The sequence below is a fragment of the Sphingopyxis sp. LK2115 genome (genome assembly GCF_014595975.1).
GTDB lineage: Bacteria > Pseudomonadota > Alphaproteobacteria > Sphingomonadales > Sphingomonadaceae > Sphingopyxis.
Genome location: NZ_JABWGQ010000015.1, coordinates 58375 through 74877, shown reverse-complemented (window position 1 = coordinate 74877; position 16503 = coordinate 58375). Strand labels below are relative to the sequence as shown.

Genomic DNA, 16503 nt, shown 5'->3' with positions numbered 1-16503 from the left:
ACCAATGACCACCGATTTTTCGCCGCGCCTGTTCGAGCGCGATGCGGACATCCGCGCGCTGGGCGAAGGGCTGCTCGCCTGCACGCTGCCGCGCGCGGCGTGGACGCACGAGGCGCATCTGGCCGCGTGCCTGTGGCTGCTCACCGAGCGTGCAGGCATCGACGTCGATGCCGCGATCGCGGGGATCATCCGCCGTTTCAACGAAAGCGTCGGCGGGGTGAACGACGACCATAATGGCTATCACGACAGCATCACCCGCGCCTATGTGGCGGGCGTGCGGCTGTTTCTGACGGAGACCGCCGAGACCGGGCTGGCCGCGCGTGTCAACGCGCTGCTGTTGTCCGACGTCGGCCGACGCGACTGGCCGCTGCGCTTTTACAGTCGCGAACGGCTCTTTTCGGTGTCCGCGCGGCGCGGGTTTGTCGAGCCGGATTTGATGCCGCTGCCTTGAGCGTCGCGCCCGCGGGACTGGCGCAATGCCACGAAGCCGCAATGTGGGTCTTTCGCCCTCCGTTCGCGCCGGGCTTGTCGAAGCATCGTCCTTTCCGGCACCGGAAGAAAGAACGACCCTTCGACAAGCTCAGGGCGAATGGGTTGGGGACAATTTCGTGGCTTCGCAGCTTTGTGCGAGTCTGAAATATCGCGGCGCTGACGGAGCTTACTCCTTCGCGCCCTTCATATAGTCGGCAACATTCAGCGCCAGCACGTCGAGCGGGACATTGCCGCCCTTGACCACGACATCGTTGAAATCGCGCAGGTCATATTTCGGCCCCAGCGCCGCCTGTGCCAGCCCGCGCTGGCGGACGATCTCGCTGTGCCCGACCTTGTATCCGCACGCTTGCCCGGCCCAGCTGCAATAGCGGTCGACCTCGCTCGCGACCTCGAGCGGGTTCGAGCCATTTTCCTCGACGAAGAAGCGCACCGCCTGCTCGCGCGTCCAGCGTTTCGCATGAAGGCCGGTATCGACGACAAGACGACAGGCGCGGAAGGCGAGCGACTGAAGGTAACCGAGCCGTCCGACCTCGAAATCGTCATAGAGGCCGAGCTCGTCGGCAAGCTGTTCCGCGTATAACGCCCAGCCCTCCGAATAGGCGTTGAACGCCAGCATCGTGCGAATGAGCGGCATCGAATGCGCATATTCGCCCTGCCAGGCGTGGCCGGGGATCGCCTCGTGCATCGTCAGATCGGGAAGCGAATATTTGCTGTGCAATTCGGTGGTGCGCAGGTTGATCCAGAAGCGCCCCGGAATGCTGCCGTCAATGGACCCCGCGCCGCCATAGGCCGCGGGCGCGCCCGGCTCTTCGGCCAGAGGCAGGCGCTTCACCTCGACATTGCCCTTGACCAAGGTGCGGAAGGCGCGCGGCAGTTCGGCGCGGATCTTGTCCAGCCAGGTCTGGATATAGGCGACGATTTCGGCGCGGCCCGCGTCATTGTCGGGGAATTGATAGCGCGGATCCCTGGCGAGCGCGTTCATCCGGTCGCCGACCGAACCTTGCGTATAACCGAGCTTCTTCAGGATCGGGTCCATCCGGCCGTGGAGTTCGGCGAGTTCGTGTCGCCCCATTTCGTGAATCGCGTCGGGGGTCATCCGCGTGGTGGTCGATGCGCGCAGCCCCCATGCATACCATTCGTCGCCGCCCGGCCGTGCCCACAGGCCCGCATCCATCGTCGCCCCGGGCCGTTGCGCCTTCATCGCGGCGAGCTGGCGCTCAAGCGCGGCAGCGACCGGACCCTGCACGATCCTTGCGGCGCGCGCGCCCCAGTCGCCGCCCAGTTTGGCCGCGGCCGCGCGGCGCGTCAGGCTTTCGACCATGGACCCGCCCGATTTTGCGTCGGCAAGGCTCGCCTCCATCTGCTTGACCGCCTTGTCGATCAGGAAGGCGGGGGCGATCAGCCCCTGCGCGCCCGCGGCCTTCAGCCGCTCGGTCTCGCCATCGAGAACGGTGGGGAAGGCATTGAGGCGCGCCAGATAGGCTTCGGCGTCGGCCGACGATTTGACCGGATGGTCGCTGTCGAGGAACTTGGGAATGTCGAGATAGGCGCCGACGTTCTGGATCACCACATAGGGCGTGTTGCGCCACCCGCCGACGGCGACGTCGCCATAAGGCAGGGCAAAGCCCGCGAGCGCGACGTCATAGGCGCTTTCGACAACCGCCAGGCTGGTGCGCGTCGCATGGTCGAGGCCCGCCTTGTCGACGGCGCGGACGCGCGCTACATCGGCCTTCAGCGTGTCGGCGAGCGCCTGCACACCCGTCGCCGAGCGATCACCGAGCTGCCCGCGCATCGCCGCGCGGTCGCCGGTGTCGATGCCGAGCGAGGTCGCCCCCTCGGGCGAATGGGCAAGCAGATTGTCGGCGACCGAGGCGAGCAATCGCTGCGCGCCGTCGCCGGGCGCGTCCTGCAACGCCGCGGCGGGGCTGGCGAGGGCGATGCCCGCGGTGCCCGCGCCGAGCGCGGCGAGCGTGTGGCGGCGGCTGACGGGGACGGAAAGCGGACGATGCACTGGCGGCTCCCTGAAAGGTTTGTTTCGGTTGAAACCTGTCTAGGCGGCGGAGCGCGACGGTCAATGGTCGGCATGAAGCCCCGCCCTTCGGGAAAGCGGGTGTCGGGTCGGTCGGTCCCCCGGACCGACCTGAACCAGCCGGGGGCCGATCCACCCGACGCCGATTGAGGGCTTGTAGCCTTCGCAAGGCGACAAGCCCCCACCCGCTGCAACCAGACGGCAAGCCGCCGGATTTCGCTGCCGTCCCCCGAAGGGGCGGGCTTGACCGGGATCAATCCATCAGGTCGGCGGGAACCTTGCCGCCGTTCGCTGCAAGCTCGCGCATCACCGCCTTGTGCAGCCAGATGTTCATTTCGGCGCTGCCGTCGAGCGCGCCGGTATAGCCGAGCTCGGTCGCCAGTTCCTTGCGGTTGGCGAGGCTCGAATCGAGCCCGAGCAATTTCATCAGGTCGACGATCGAAGTGCGCCAGTTGAGGTCCTGATCGGTCTTTGCGGCCTCGGCGGTCAAAATCGCCTCGACATCGACCGGCTGGGCGGCGGCCGTCGCCATCGCCTGCGTCGCGGCGTCGAGCGCAGAGCCGACGGGGCTGGGGGCCGCCGGGGCGACGGGTTCGGCCGCTTCGGCCTTCTTGCCGAAGATCGCATCCTTGATGCTGCTGAAAATGCCCATGATTTCGCTCCCACTGTCGCGCGGTCTGGCCGGAATGGCCGAGTCGGGGAACCGCAGGCTAGGATTATGGCGTTGATAATGACAGCCAAATGAACGTCTCGCCGTGCGCTGGCGCGCTGCTATAGTGCAGGTCTGGGGCGCGGACCGATCGGCGCCATAGCGGGAGACGCGCGCGATGAACCTCACCGACATATTGGCGCAGGCCGGCGGCATCGAATCGATGGCGAAGGAACTGGGCGTGCCGCCCGCGATGGCGAAACAGGGCGCCGACGCGCTGCTTCCCGCGATCCTGGGCGGGTTCAAGAAACAGGCGCAGGCGGGCGGCGGCGTCGAAGGTCTCGGCGGCCTGCTCGGCCAGCTCGGCGGCGGGGGGCTGCTCGACGCCGTGCTTGGCCCGCAGCCGACGCCGGTTCAGGCGGGCAATGACGTGCTCGGCCAGATCTTCGGGTCAAAGGACGTCAGCCGCACCGTCGCGAGGCGGGCGGCGGCCGAGACCGGCCTCGACGCAGGGCTGCTCAAAAAGATGCTGCCGATCCTCGCGATGATGGTCGCGGGCTATATGGCGAAACAGCGCGGACAGGGCAGCGGCGAGGGCGGGCTTTCGGGCGGCCTCGGTGGTCTGCTCGGCAATGTCCTCGGCGGCGCGCTGGGTGGCGGCGCCTCCTCGGCAGGCGGGCTGGCCCGGATGCTTGACATGGACGGCGACGGCAATCCGCTCGACGACATCCTGGGCATGGCGAACAGGATGCGGGGGTAGCGCGATGCCGGGGCCGACAGGCGTCGGGGCCGGTCGGACCTGACACCTTATCGCGCGCGGATGAAGGCGCGCACATCCTCTGACAGTTTCCGCCGGTCCTCGTCGCGGATATACATCATGTGGCCCGCGCCATAATAGGTGTAGATAATGCGATCCTGCGGAATGCCGGTGCGCGACAGCGCATATTCAGCGGCGAAAAAGGGCGTCGCGAAATCATACCAGCCCTGCGCGACGAGCACGCGCAGCCCGCTGTTCTCGCGCATTGATTGCCCGATCCAGGGCGCGACGTTGAGATAGGCGTTGCTGTCGCGCCCGCCGATGCGCCAGTCCCACTGGCTGCCGATGCCGCTGATCGACTGATATTCGCGGGTCGTCTTGAACCCCAGCCCGTCGCGCAACCAGCTGTTGATCGCGGCGGTATAGCTGGCGTCGATCCCGTAAAAGCTGGGATCGTTGTCGGGCGTTTCGCCGGCGTTGTCGTAATCCGTGCCGGTATAGCGGCTGTCGAGCCGCCCGACGGTGAGGCCGCGATCGCGCAGCAGTTCCTTGTAGAAGCGCGCGGGCGTGACGCGCAGATCCGCCTGTTCGAGATAGGTTTCGGACAGGCCGGTAAAGCGCGCCAGTTCGCGGCGGATCGCGGCGCGTTCGTCGCCCTGCAGCTTCTGTCCTTTGAGCAGCGCGGTCGCATAGGGGCCGATGGCCCATTGTCGCGCCTCTTCGGCAAAGGCTTCGGGTGAGGCCGCCTGCGCCTTGCCGTGATAGAGCGCGGTCACCGCCATCGACGGCAGATTGGTGATCGGCGACAGTTCGTTGCCCGGCGTGTCGGCGCCCGCCGCAAAATCGAGCACCGCCGAAATCAGGATCAGCCCGTTGAAGGCGACGTCGTTATAGGTCGCGTTCATCAGCTGGTGTGCGACCGCGGCGGTGCGCGTCGTGCCATAGCTTTCGCCGCCGAGATATTTGGGGCTGTTCCAGCGGCCATTGTCGGCAAGCCAGCGGCGGATCACCTCGGCCACCAGCTTGGCGTCCTGTGTCACGCCGTAATAATCCTTGGGGTCGGCCTTGCCGATCAGGTGCGAAAAACCCGTGCCCGGCGGGTCGATGAACACGATGTCGGTGACGTCGAGCAGCGCGTCGGGATTGTCGACGATGGGGTAGGGCGGGGCGCCGTCGTCGACCCCGGTGCCGGGGATCGCGACGCGCTTCGGCCCGAACGCGCCCATCATCAGCCAGACGGTGCCCGAACCGGGGCCGCCGTTGAACAGAAAGGTCACGGGGCGATTGGGGTCGCGCGGTTCCTTGACATAGGATGTGGTGACGACGGCGACTTCGGGCACGCCGTCCTTGTTCTTGATGATCGTCTCGCCGATCGTCGCGGCATAATTGACGCGCTGGCCGCCAAAGGTGCCGCTGAGCCTGGTGGTGCGGATTTGCGGTTCGTAGTCGACGGGCTTTTCGGCCTTCGCCTTGTCATTCTGGTCCTCGGCATGGACGATGGCAGGAACCGCGGCGGCAAGCGCCAGCGCGATCAGCGACAGACCCGATTTCATCAACTTGTCTCCCCGTTTGGAAGCGCGGACGCTAAGCCGCGCGCGGGAAGGCGGCAAGGGTGCTGGTCGGTTGGATTGGGGTTTTGGTCGAAGGGGGGCTACCGCCCCCACTTCGTCTTGCTCTGCTTCCCGAACCGCCCCTTGCGCGTCCCCGGCTTGCCCTCGTTGCTCCGCCCTACGCGCGGTGCGACCTGTTGATCGGGTGGCAGGCCCAGTTCGTCGGCCTCCAGCTTGCGGATTTCGTCGCGCAGGCGGCCGGCTTCCTCGAACTCCAGGTCGGCCGCGGCGTCGCGCATCCGCTTTTCCAGCTCCTGGATATAGGCGCGCAGGTTGTGGCCGACCATGTGCTGCGGCCTGTCCTCGCCGATGTCGATGACGACGCCGTCCTTTGACGCGACATGCGCGATGATGTCGCCGATATTGCGCTTGATCGTCGTCGGGGTGATGCCGTGCGCTTCATTATACGCCTGCTGCTTTGCGCGGCGCCGGTCGGTTTCGCGCAGCGCGCGTTCCATGCTGCCGGTGATGCGGTCGGCGTAGAGGATGACGCGGCCGTCGACGTTGCGCGCGGCGCGGCCGATCGTCTGGACGAGGCTGGTTTCGCTGCGCAGGAAACCTTCCTTGTCGGCGTCGAGGATCGCGACGAGCCCGCATTCGGGGATGTCGAGCCCTTCGCGCAGCAGGTTGATGCCGACGAGCACGTCGAACACGCCGAGCCGCAGGTCGCGGATGATCTCGATGCGCTCCAGCGTTTCGACGTCCGAGTGCATATAGCGGACCTTGAGGCCCGCTTCGTGGAGGAACTCGGTCAGATCTTCGGCCATGCGCTTGGTCAGCGTGGTGACGAGCGTGCGATACCCCGCCGCCGCGGTCTTTTTCGCCTCTGCGATCAAATCGTCGACCTGTTCCTCGACCGGCCTGATCTCTACCGGCGGGTCGATGAGGCCGGTGGGGCGGATCACCTGTTCGGCGAACACGCCCTGCGTGCGCTCCATTTCCCATGTCCCCGGCGTTGCCGAAACGCTGATCGTCTGCGGGCGCATCATGTCCCATTCGGCGAAGCGCAGCGGCCGGTTGTCGATGCAGCTGGGCAGGCGGAAGCCATATTCGGCGAGGGTGATCTTGCGTCGATGGTCGCCCTTTGACATCGCGCCGATCTGCGGGATCGTCTGATGGCTTTCGTCGACGAACAGCAGCGCGTTGTCGGGCAGATATTCGAACAGCGTCGGCGGCGGTTCGCCGGGGAGGCGGCCGGTGAGAAAGCGGCTGTAATTTTCGATCCCGGCGCAGCTTCCCGTCGCGGCGATCATTTCCAGGTCGAAATTGGTGCGCTGTTCGAGCCGCTGCGCTTCGAGCAGGCGGCCTTCGGCCTCCAGCTCTTTCAGCCGCTCGGCGAGTTCGTGGCGGATCGCCTCGGTCGCCTGTTTCAGCGTCGGGCCGGGCGTGACATAGTGGCTGTTAGCATAGATGCGGATGCTGTTCAGGCTCGCGATCCTCTTGCCGGTCAGCGGGTCGAACTCGGTGATCTCCTCAATCTCGTCGCCGAAGAAGCTGACCCGCCACGCCATATCCTCATAGTGCGAGGGGAAGATTTCGAGGCTGTCGCCGCGGACGCGGAAATTGCCGCGCGCAAAGGCCTGATCGTTGCGCTTGTATTGCAGCGCGACAAGCTTGCGGATGATTTCGCGATTGTCGGCGACCTGCCCCTTCTTCAGATCGAAGATCATCGCGGAGTAAGTTTCGACCGAGCCGATGCCGTAAAGGCAGCTCACCGAGGCGACGATGATAACGTCGTCGCGCTCGAGCAAGGCGCGCGTCGCCGAATGGCGCATCCGGTCGATCGCCTCGTTCACGCTCGACTCCTTCTCGATATAGGTGTCGCTGCGCGGCACATAGGCCTCGGGCTGATAATAGTCGTAATAGCTGACGAAATATTCGACCGCATTGTTGGGGAAAAAGCTCTTGAACTCGCCATAGAGCTGCGCCGCGAGGATCTTGTTGGGCGCGAGGATCAGCGCCGGGCGCTGCAATTGCTCGATCACCTTTGCCATGGTGAAAGTCTTGCCCGATCCGGTGACGCCAAGCAGCACCTGGTCGCGTTCGCCCGCGCGCGCGGTATCGACCAGCTCCCTGATCGCGGTGGGCTGATCGCCCGCGGGTTCATAATCGCTGACCAGTTCAAATCTTTTGCCGCCCTCGACCTTGTCGGGCCGGGCGGGGCGGTGCGGGACATAGCCTTCGGCGGTGTCGATTTCGTCGAGCGAGGTGCGAATCTGGATTGCCATTGCCGCCAATATGGTATCGATGGAGCGGGTCCACAATCGCAATGAGTCCGCCACAGAGCAGGCAGCGGCAAGTCACAGGAGACAGGGTATGAAAAAGATTATGGCGATTACAGCCGTCGGCACGCTCCTGGCGCTGTCCGGCTGCGGCAAGGCGGAAAATGCCGGTGGCACGGTGAAGCGCGAGGCGGGCAACTGGAATACCGAGGTCAAGCTGGTGAAGTTCGAGGTTCCGGGAATGCCGCCCGAAATGAGGGACGGCATGGCCAAGATGGTCGAAGGCGCCAGCGGCATGGACCAGTGCTTCACGCAGGAACAGGTCGACAAGGAAGATATCGCGGCGGAGCTCGCCAAGGGGCCGGGCAACGGCGGCGAATGCACCTGGTCGAAAAAGGATGTCGCGGGCGGCAAGATCGACGTTGCAGGCACCTGCACCGCCAACGGCCAGACCGTTGAAATGGCGATGAACGGCACGATGGAAGCCAAAAAATCCGACGTGACGATCACCACCAAGGGTAAAGTGCCGACCGGCGGCGACATGGAGATGGTGATGCAGATGACGAGCACGCACACCGGACCGTGCAAGGCGCCGGCGACCAGCTGACGCCAGGCTTTTTACGACGAAGTTCGGCGGTGTCCGTGGACACGGACGCTCCCTTCGTTAAGCCTGGCGATCGACGCCGACGGCAGAAAGGAAAGCGCGATGCTCGGTTATGTCACCATGGGCGCCAGCGATCTTGACCGCGCGCGCCGCTTTTATTCGGAACTGCTCGCCAGCGTTGGCGCGCGCGAACTGATGCGGATGTCCGACGAGGAGGCGAACGGCTTCACCCTTTATGCGACCGACTGGGGACAGCCGGGAATCGCGGTGACGCGGCCCTATGACGGCCAGCCGCCGCATCCCGGCAACGGCCATATGGCGGCGATCGTCGTCGACGAGCGCGCGAAGGTCGACGCGCTTCACGCCAGGGCGCTCGAACTCGGCGGCCGCTGCGAAGGGCCGCCGGGGGTGCGCGGTGAGGAGGGCGCGCGCGCCTTTTACGGTGCCTATTTCCGCGATCCCGACGGCAACAAGCTTTGCGCCTTTCGGATCGGGCCGGCCTGAACGCGGCAGGCTGGCTCGACAACGGCGCGGCGCCGCTGCTCGCGGCCGCGGCAGCAGGACTGGTGGCGGTCGCCGTGGCGATGCTTGCGGGCGATGGAATTGTTGCTGGAATCCCTGATGGTCGCGGCGCTGGCGCTGCGCCGGTGGCATCGTCGCGCGCGGCGCTCGATCGCGGGCACGCGGATCGACTTGCCGGGCGGCGAACAGGTGGGGCTGTCGAGCCGCCCGGCGAAGTCTTGAAATGAGGCCTGAGGGGGTTCGAAAGGTGCCAGGGACCAGCTCGCACCATTCGCCTTGGGCCTCACGGCGCATCGAAAAAGGACGATGCAGCGGTGAAAAGGATGACAGAAATCCCGTTTCGGGGCAGTTACAAGGGGTCACATGCGGGTGTGTCGCTTTTTGATAACCCTTTCTTAACCCGTTTCGCCCTTTTCGGTCGTGCATTGGCGCGGCCTTGGACATCTGATATGAGGATCGCTCGGCGTGTTACCGTTACGAGGGCGTAACAAAGGGTGGGCGCGCCGGACGATTGGCGTATCTACCGCATCGCCCGCCGCGGGCATTTGAGGGTAGCATGGACCAGGCGAAAACGAACGAAATGGACCCCGACGAGGTCGATCGGATCATCGCCGAGGAGCTTCAGCGTCTGCTCGAATCGCCCCTGTTCACGCGCTCGCCGGTGCTGTCGCGGTTGCTGCAATTCCTTGTCGAACATCGGCTGCGCGGCGGGCGCAGCGCGCCCAAGGCCTATGCGATCGCGACCGAGGCGCTGGGACGAAGCGAGGATTTCGACCCCGCCGTCGACAGCTATCCGCGGGTGATGGTCGGCCGATTGCGGACACTGCTCGACCGCTATTATGCAGAGACGCCGTGGGTCCACCGGCTGCGCGTGCCGCAAGGCAGTTACGAAGTGGTCGTCCAGCATCGCTCGTCGCCGCCCGCCGCGCGCGGAACCGGGGGACCGGACGGCGGCGATGACGTCAAGACCGCAGCCGCGGCGATCGGCGGCGATGGGGTGCCGCCGACGCCCGCCCGCCCGGACGTCGGCCGCTTCGGTCGGTGGATCGTCGCCCCGCTGCTTCTGGCGCTCGCCTTTCTGGCGCTCTGGGCGCTGCGCGGCGAAGCGCCGCGCCTGCTCGGGCGCGATCCGGTGCCCGAACCCCTGCTCGAAATCAGCGCGCCGGAATCGGGCAATCTGCCCGAATCGCGCGCGCTTGCACGCGCGCTCGACGGCAGGCTGCGCGACGGGCTGCGTCGGTTCGACCTGATCGACCTGCTCGCCGCGAATGCCATGGGCGATGCGGCTCCGCGCACCGCCGACTATCGGCTCGACACATCGCTCGTCCGCACGGTCGACGGAGTTGTGGATGTGACGTTGGTGCTCAATCGCGTCGCCGATCAGCGAGCGATCTGGTCGCAGCAATTGCGGCTCGATCATCTCGACACGCCCGAGTTCACCGCCGTCGAGCCCGTCATCGCCCAGCTTGGGGGCGATTATGGCGTGATCGTGCGCGACCAGATTCGGCGCCAGCCCGACAATTTTGCGCCCGGCTATCCCTGTCTTGCGCAGTTCAACCGGTTGCGCCAGATGCGCGATCCGGCGACGGCGAAGCGCGTCGACGGCTGCCTCCGCGCGACGATCGAGGCCAACCCGCGCGATCCGGTTGCACTCGCGGCGTTATCGCTCGTGCGTTTCGGCGACTGGCAGCCGCAGCGCAAGACACCTGCCGGCCGCGAAGCCTTTGCCGAGGCGCGCGCGCTCGCGCTGCGCGCCTATCGCGAAAATCCGAATGCCTCGGCCGGACAGTTCGCAATGGCGCGCGCGCACTTCTATGCCGGCGACTGCGCCGGGGGGATCGCGATGGGCGACAGCGCGCGGGCGCTCAATCCCTTTGATGCCGACATGGCCGGCTTTCTCGGCCTGTTCAAGGTGGCGTGCGATCACGCGCAGGAGGGCGAGGAACTGCTGCGCCGTTCGCTCGCGCTCGACCCCTCCAACCCCGGCGTGCCCGCAGTCGCGTTGGCCTTCATCCTGTCGCAGCGCGGCGAACAGGCGGAGGCGCAGGCGATCCTCGACCGGATGCCGTCGCCGACCAATCTGGAACCGCAATATCTGATGGTGCGCGCGGTCGTGCTGGCGCGGCAGGGCGAGCTGGAGGCGGCGCGCGCTCTGTGGCGACGCCTGCTCGATTATACGCGCCAGCCCGCCGATGCGTCGCCCGAACAGGTGCTCGGCCGCTTCATGATCACCCCGGCGGTGATCGTGCGGGCGTCGGCGGCTCTGCGCGAATCCGGCGTCGTCGGCCCCCCGGCGGGCTGACCCTCCGCGCGCCGATTATTCGCGGCGTGCGGTCTTGCGCGCCGGGATCGCGGTGCCTATTTCGACGGCGGGCGCCAAAGGGGCGGAAAGGGGCGCGCCCGCGTTTCGGGCAATGCGACAGGGGCGACAGGCCGCATCGACGGGTGGCCCGCGCCAGCCCTCTTGCCAGCCCCGCCGACGGACACTAGGGCAATCTCCAACATTCACGAACAGGTCAGAAAAAGGAACTGTGCATGAGCGATTCGGCCGAAAAGGTTAAAAAGATCGTCGTCGAACATCTGGGCGTCGAAGCCGACAAGGTCACCGAAGAAGCGAGCTTCATCGACGATCTGGGCGCCGACAGCCTCGACATCGTCGAACTGGTAATGGCGTTCGAGGAAGAATTCGGGGTCGAAATCCCTGACGATGCGGCGGAAAAGATCGCCACCGTCAAGGATGCGATCGACTATATCGAAGCGAACAAGGGCTAAGGCTCTGCGGTCCGGCCATGCCGGAGCCGTCCACGCGTTTCCGGCTTCCCGGTCCCGAGCGCTTGTGCGCGATGGCCGGGAAGCTTTTTTTATGGATGTAGCCTGGCACAGCGCTACATCCGTCATCCCGCCCCTTCGACTGTCCTGGCAGGCGATGGGGGTAAACTTCAGCCGAAAGGCCGAAAGCCGGGATCTCGCCGGTTCGGCGATCACAGGTCGCGAGGGCGAGACCCCGGCCTCCGCCGGGTTGACGATGCAAATCATATGAAGCGGCATCCTGCGGGAACAGGGCCGACGAAAGGAATGACTATGCGCCGGGTTGTGGTGACGGGTTTGGGTTTGGTGACGCCGCTGGGCGGCGACGTTGAAACCAGCTGGAAAAATCTGATCGCGGGCAAATCGGGCGCGGGCCCGATTACGAAGTTCGACGCTTCGGACCAGAAATGCACGATCGCGTGCGAAGTGAAGCCCGCCGACCACGAATATGGCTTTGATCCCGGCAAGCGCGTCGATCACAAGGTGCAGCGCCAGGTCGATCCCTTCATCATCTATGGCATCGACGCCGCGGGCCAGGCGCTCGAGGATGCGGGGCTCACCGACCTGACCGAGGAACAGAAGCTCCGCGCGGGCTGTTCGATCGGGTCGGGCATCGGCGGCCTGCCGGGGATCGAAAGCGAAAGCCTTTTGCTCGCCGAAAAGGGGCCGGGCCGCGTGTCGCCGCATTTCGTCCACGGCCGCCTCATCAATCTCATTTCGGGGCAGGTCAGCATCAAATATGGCCTGAAAGGCCCCAACCACGCGGTCGTTACCGCCTGTTCGACCGGCGCGCATTCGATCGGCGACGCGGCGCGGATGATCCGTGACGACGATGCCGACATCATGCTCGCGGGCGGTGCCGAGTCGACGATCTGCCCGATCGGCATCGCCGGCTTCGCGCAGGCGCGCGCGCTCAACATGAGCTATAATGATCGTCCCGAACAGGCGAGCCGCCCCTATGACAAGGACCGCGACGGTTTTGTGATGGGCGAGGGCGCGGGCGTCGTCGTGCTCGAGGAATATGAGCACGCCAAGGCGCGCGGCGCGAAAATCTATGCCGAAGTCGTCGGTTACGGTCTGTCGGGCGACGCCTATCACGTCACCGCCCCGGACCCGGAAATGGACGGCGCCTTCCGCTCGATGAGCGCGGCGCTGAAAAAGGCGGGCATGACGCCCGCCGACATCGACTATATCAACGCCCACGGCACTTCGACGATGGCCGACACGATCGAGCTGGGCGCGGTGAAGCGGCTGTTCGGCGACGCGATGGCCAATGTGTCGATGAGCTCGACCAAGTCGGCGATCGGCCACCTGCTCGGCGGCGCCGGGGCGGTCGAGACGATCTTCTGCATCCTCGCGATCCGCGACCAGATCGTCCCGCCCACGCTCAACCTCGACAATCCCGACGAAGGCACCGAGGGCGCCGACCTGGTTCCCAAGGTCGCCAAGAAGCGCAAGGTGCGCGCCGCGCTCAACAACAGCTTCGGTTTCGGCGGCACCAACGCAAGTTTGATCGTCAGGGCGGTCGACTGACCCTTATCCAGGCGGTCGATTTGCGGCGAGGCGAACCCGGCCCGTGAACCCGCGATCCTTGCCATCCCCCGATGGCGCCGGGCGGATCAGGCTGACGGCGTTACCTCTTCGGTCAGCGCCTTGACGATCGCCGCGACCGAGGTGGGGGCATAGGCAAAGCCCATATGGCTGCAATCGACCTCGACCGCGCGGTCGCTTTCGTGCGGCTGGCCGCGCGCGCTGTTCACCGCGACGACGCCGTCATGCTTTGACCAGAGCGCGAAGGTCGGCATTTCGGGGCGCGGCGCGGGGTGAAAGTCGATCGGCGGATTGTCGACCGGGTGGCGCGCGATCAGATGATAGAGCCGCCAGGCGCGATTGGCACGGCGGCTGCCCGAAAAGGGCGATCCCAGCGTGACGACGCGCGCGACTTTGTCGGGGTGGCGCTTCGCATATTCGCGCGCGTAAATGCCGCCGAGGCTCCACCCCACCAGCGCGGGTGCGTAGCCGGTGCGGTCGATGATCCATTGCACGCGCCCATCGATCCGTTCGATGATGTCGGGGGTGGCGCCGCGGTTGAAGCCAAGCCCCCACGCATAGCAGCGGAAGCCCGCGCGGCGGAGGTCGGCGCGCAGTCCCTTGGTCGCCCAGTCTCCCGACAAAAACCCCGGCAGCACCATGACGGGCGGATGGTCGCTGGCGGGATTGGGCTCGGGCGGGAGCGGGCGGATGCGGGCGGCCACCGCGCGCACCAGCGCCCCGACCTCGCGCCACAGCAGCTTCAGCGGCGGCGGCGCGTCGGGATCGGGGACATGCGCGGGCCATTCGGCGCGCCGGGTAAGGAAGCCGCGGATCATGCGGTCGCTTTATCCTTTGGGAACCAGCTTCACCAGCTTGCCGTCGTCGCCGTCGGTGAGCAGCCAGACGGTGCCGTCATCGCGCACCTCCACTTCGCGAATGCGCGTGGCCAGGTCCCATCGCCCCGCCTTGTGGAGCGTCTCGCCGTCGATCCGCATCTGCACCAGCCCTTCGCCCGACAGCGCGCCCATCAACAGGCTGTTTTTCCAGCCGGGATAAAGGTCGCCGCCGTAAAAGGCGAGCCCGGCTGGCGAAACCGCGGGGTTCCACCACAGCTTTGGCGCTGCAAACTCCGGGCGCGTCGGGTGGTCGGGGATGTCACGGCCGTCATAATGGTCGCCGTTCGACACGATCGGATAGCCATAATTGGCCTTTGCCTGAACCAGATTCACCTCGTCGCCGTGGCGCGGCCCCATTTCCTGATTCCACAGCCGCCCGGCGTCGTCGAAGGCGAGGCCCAGGATGTTCCGGTGGCCCAGTGACCAGATTTGGGCCGTGACGCCGCCTTTGCCGGCAAAGGGATTGTCGGCGGGGACGCTGCCGTCGGGGTTGAGGCGGACGATCTTGCCAAGATTGCCCGTCATGTCCTGCGCCGGATCGAACTTTTGCCGTTCGCCCGAAGCGATGAACAGATATTTGCCGTCGGGCGAGAAGGCGAGGCGGTGCGAATAATGACCGCGGCCCGTGACCTTCGGCGCCTGTTTCCAGATGATCTCCAGCCCCTCGATACGCGGCGCGGCGCCCTGGATCAGCTTTGCGCGGCCCGCGACCGCGCCATAGGTGCCGTCGCGCCCCGCTTCGACCCAGCTCAGGTAAATGGTGCCGGTGGTCGCAAAATCGGGCGCGACGATGACGTCGCCGAAGCCGCCCTGGCCGCCATAGGCAACCGCGGGAACCCCCGCGACGTCGAGCGTCGGGCCGCTTTCCTGCCACAGTTTCAGCTTGCCGGCTTTTTCGGTGACCAGCGCGGCGCGGGTGCCGGGAAGGAAGGTCATCGCCCAGGGCTCGTCAAAGCGCGCGACCTCCTGCACCCTGAAGGGGGCATCGGCAAGCGGGGCGGCGGGATGGTCGCCCGATGCGTCGAGCGCGGCGGTGTCGGCGGACGCGGCCTTCGTGCTCGCCGGCGCCGAGCAGGCGGCCATCGCGAGCGCGGCGATCAAGGCAAGGGGAGGAAGATTCTTCATCGGAAAATCTCGCTTGGCTGGGGACGAAGATGCTGTTTTGGCGCGCATGGTTCGGCTTGTCGAGGACCAGTCCTATCCGTTCGCCCTGAGCTTGTCGAAGCCTGTCCTGGTCGACTGACAAGGCAGCCGAAGGGGGCCGTTCTTTCTTCCGGCGGTGCATAAGGACGGGGCTTCGACAAGTTCAGCACGAACGGACGAGAAAGATTGGATGCAAGGTTCAGCGGTTTGCCGCCTCGCGGCGCGCGGCGATTTCCTCGACGCTGTCCATGATCGCATCGACTGCTTCGCTTGCGGGGGGCGTGTCGGCGCGCTTCTGCACGAACTGACCGCGCGCCATGATGTCTTCAAGCGCGGCGCGCGCGCGTGACACGCGGCTTTTCATCGTGCCGAGCGCACAGTCGCAGATGCTCGCCGCTTCCTCGTACGACATGCCGCCCGCGCCGACCAGGATCAGCGCCTCGCGCTGGTCCTGCGGCAATTCCATCAGCCCGCGCTGCAGGTCGGCCATTTCGCCGCTTTCCTCCTGGCTCGCGGGGGTCGACATGGTGCGTTCGACGGCGGTTTCGTCATATTCGCCGACAAATTTGTTGCGGCGCATCTGCGACAGAAAGGTGTTGCGCAGGATCACGAAGGTCCACGCCTTGATCGACGTGCCGCGTTCAAACCGGTCGCGCGATGCCCACGCCTTGACCATCGTGTCCTGAGTCAGGTCGTCGGCGAGGTCGGGGTTGCCCGAAAGGCTGCGGCCATAGGCGCGCAGATGGGGAATGACACCCGCGAGCAGGGACTTGAATTCGCTGTCCGAAAGCGCGTCGGCCTGCGGCCGCGAGGCGGCGGCGGTGGGGGCGGTCATTATGATTTGGAACTTGTCTGTTCGATCTGCGCAAGCAGTTCGAGCATATGGTCGGGCAATGGTTCGGCGACGATATTGCCATAGATCATGCGCAGTTTCGCACTCACCGGTTCGGGCGCCTGCCGCCCGGTCAGCGTGCGATGCCATTCGTCGCCATGCGTCCCGGGAAAGCTTCCCTGTGCGCGGCGCGGCGCATCGGCGCCGAGGGGGCGCGGCGCCCCCTTGTCATCCATTCCTTTGTTGCCTTGCGTTGCCATGCGAGAGCAACGAGGAAATAGGCCCTGGGTTCCCGCGCCACCCGTTTTTTGCGACGAATGCGTTGCCAGGAAGCCACACTCGTCCTAATCACAAGCCTGTGAGGGGTCACACGGTAGGGCTATTGCGCCGAACGACGGAGCGTCAC

Annotated in this window: 16 protein-coding genes; 8 read left to right on the top strand and 8 right to left on the bottom strand. The window is 65.9% G+C overall.

Annotation, left to right across the window (positions count from 1 at the left end):
* Positions 1–4 precede the first annotated feature (4 nt).
* Positions 5–451: a hypothetical protein gene (locus HUW43_RS02400; RefSeq protein WP_188235920.1), complete on the top strand. Its 447-nt coding sequence runs from the start codon at positions 5–7 to the stop codon at positions 449–451.
* Between the two features lie 207 nt (positions 452–658).
* On the opposite strand, the gene HUW43_RS02395 is transcribed toward HUW43_RS02400, so the two are convergent.
* A complete protein-coding gene (locus HUW43_RS02395) occupies positions 659–2503 on the bottom strand; it encodes a DUF885 domain-containing protein (RefSeq protein ID WP_188235919.1) in 1845 nt (614 codons plus the stop codon).
* 271 nt (positions 2504–2774) lie between these two features.
* A complete protein-coding gene (locus HUW43_RS02390) occupies positions 2775–3173 on the bottom strand; it encodes a DUF3597 domain-containing protein (RefSeq protein ID WP_188235918.1) in 399 nt (132 codons plus the stop codon).
* Positions 3174–3348: 175 nt separating this feature from the next.
* On the opposite strand from HUW43_RS02390, the gene HUW43_RS02385 reads away from it, so the two are divergent.
* Positions 3349–3930, top strand: a complete 582-nt coding sequence (locus HUW43_RS02385) for a DUF937 domain-containing protein (protein ID WP_188235917.1) — start codon at positions 3349–3351, stop codon at positions 3928–3930.
* A gap of 47 nt (positions 3931–3977) precedes the next feature.
* Here the strand turns inward: HUW43_RS02385 and HUW43_RS02380 are convergent, their stop codons facing one another.
* Positions 3978–5480: a S10 family peptidase gene (locus tag HUW43_RS02380; RefSeq protein ID WP_188235916.1), complete on the bottom strand. Its 1503-nt coding sequence runs from the start codon at positions 5478–5480 to the stop codon at positions 3978–3980.
* Between the two features lie 98 nt (positions 5481–5578).
* Positions 5579–7765 carry an excinuclease ABC subunit UvrB gene (gene uvrB / locus HUW43_RS02375; protein ID WP_188235915.1) on the bottom strand — a complete coding sequence of 729 codons (2187 nt, stop codon included), beginning with the start codon at positions 7763–7765 and terminating at the stop codon, positions 5579–5581.
* 88 nt (positions 7766–7853) lie between these two features.
* Between uvrB and HUW43_RS02370 the strand changes: the two genes are divergently transcribed.
* From HUW43_RS02370 to fabF, 6 genes are all read left to right on the top strand, one after another.
* Complete coding sequence (locus tag HUW43_RS02370) at positions 7854–8366, top strand: DUF3617 domain-containing protein (RefSeq protein ID WP_188235914.1); 513 nt, start codon at positions 7854–7856, stop codon at positions 8364–8366.
* Between the two features lie 99 nt (positions 8367–8465).
* Positions 8466–8867 (top strand): VOC family protein, encoded by a 402-nt coding sequence (locus HUW43_RS02365; RefSeq protein WP_188235913.1) that lies wholly within the window; start codon positions 8466–8468, stop codon positions 8865–8867.
* Positions 8868–8960: 93 nt separating this feature from the next.
* A complete protein-coding gene (locus HUW43_RS02360) occupies positions 8961–9107 on the top strand; it encodes a hypothetical protein (protein WP_188235912.1) in 147 nt (48 codons plus the stop codon).
* Between the two features lie 334 nt (positions 9108–9441).
* Entirely contained in the window at positions 9442–11187 is a 1746-nt protein-coding gene (locus tag HUW43_RS02355; protein ID WP_188235911.1) for a tetratricopeptide repeat protein, read from the top strand.
* A 233-nt stretch (positions 11188–11420) separates the two neighbouring features.
* A complete protein-coding gene (locus HUW43_RS02350) occupies positions 11421–11657 on the top strand; it encodes an acyl carrier protein (RefSeq protein ID WP_003039428.1) in 237 nt (78 codons plus the stop codon).
* Between the two features lie 309 nt (positions 11658–11966).
* Entirely contained in the window at positions 11967–13226 is a 1260-nt protein-coding gene (gene fabF / locus HUW43_RS02345) for a beta-ketoacyl-ACP synthase II (protein ID WP_188235910.1), read from the top strand.
* Between the two features lie 86 nt (positions 13227–13312).
* On the opposite strand, the gene HUW43_RS02340 is transcribed toward fabF, so the two are convergent.
* From HUW43_RS02340 to HUW43_RS02325, 4 genes are all read right to left on the bottom strand, one after another.
* The gene (locus tag HUW43_RS02340) at positions 13313–14062 is read right to left on the bottom strand and encodes an esterase/lipase family protein (protein ID WP_188235909.1); all 750 of its coding nucleotides are present in this window, start codon (positions 14060–14062) and stop codon (positions 13313–13315) included.
* A gap of 9 nt (positions 14063–14071) precedes the next feature.
* Positions 14072–15247, bottom strand: coding sequence for a PQQ-dependent sugar dehydrogenase (locus HUW43_RS02335; RefSeq protein ID WP_188235908.1), 1176 nt, complete (start codon positions 15245–15247; stop codon positions 14072–14074).
* 217 nt (positions 15248–15464) lie between these two features.
* A complete protein-coding gene (locus HUW43_RS02330) occupies positions 15465–16100 on the bottom strand; it encodes a sigma-70 family RNA polymerase sigma factor (protein WP_188235907.1) in 636 nt (211 codons plus the stop codon).
* On the bottom strand, positions 16100–16333 hold the full coding sequence (locus tag HUW43_RS02325) for a NepR family anti-sigma factor (protein WP_188235906.1): 234 nt from the start codon (positions 16331–16333) through the stop codon (positions 16100–16102). Before HUW43_RS02325 ends, HUW43_RS02330 begins: the two co-directional genes overlap by 1 nt.
* Positions 16334–16503 lie beyond the last annotated feature (170 nt).